The organism is Bradyrhizobium sp. NBAIM08, assembly GCF_020193935.1.
Lineage (GTDB): Bacteria > Pseudomonadota > Alphaproteobacteria > Rhizobiales > Xanthobacteraceae > Bradyrhizobium > Bradyrhizobium yuanmingense.
Genome location: NZ_JADYVR010000903.1, coordinates 1 through 407, shown reverse-complemented (window position 1 = coordinate 407; position 407 = coordinate 1). Strand labels below are relative to the sequence as shown.

The 407-nt window shown below is 67.6% G+C and carries 1 protein-coding gene; it reads left to right on the top strand.

The window, feature by feature from the left end; all coding sequences use genetic code 11:
• Positions 1-17 precede the first annotated feature (17 nt).
• Positions 18-407, top strand: a 390-nt coding sequence (locus I6F37_RS42635; RefSeq protein WP_225154773.1) for a hypothetical protein, incomplete at its 3' end; no start/stop codon positions are given.

The following is a 407-nucleotide window of genomic DNA, read 5'->3' as shown; positions in this document are numbered from 1 at the left end:
GTGAGGCGGTGGCGGCGATGCTCGACCTCGAACTGCAGCCCCCGACCGTCACCTTCGAGACCCCACTCGACGGCGACATCGTGAGCCCCGACGGCCTGATCGCCATTCGGCCCCACGCGGTCGACATGTTCGGCCACGAACTGTGGACTCGGGTCATGACCGGCACTACCGACTTCGGGTGGGTGGCACCCGGCGACTACGTCGCCACAACGCTGGAACCCGGAGAGCACGCCATCATCGCCAACGCCACCGATCGGCTCGGCATGCAGGGCACGCCAGCAGTTGTGAAGGTGACCGTGCCCACCGTTCCGGCGACGCTGGAGATCGTCGGTGTCAGCGAGGGCGCGACGGTGGACGGTGGAGTGCCGCTGCAACTCATCGGTCGTGGCCGGGACGGAATCCTGTAC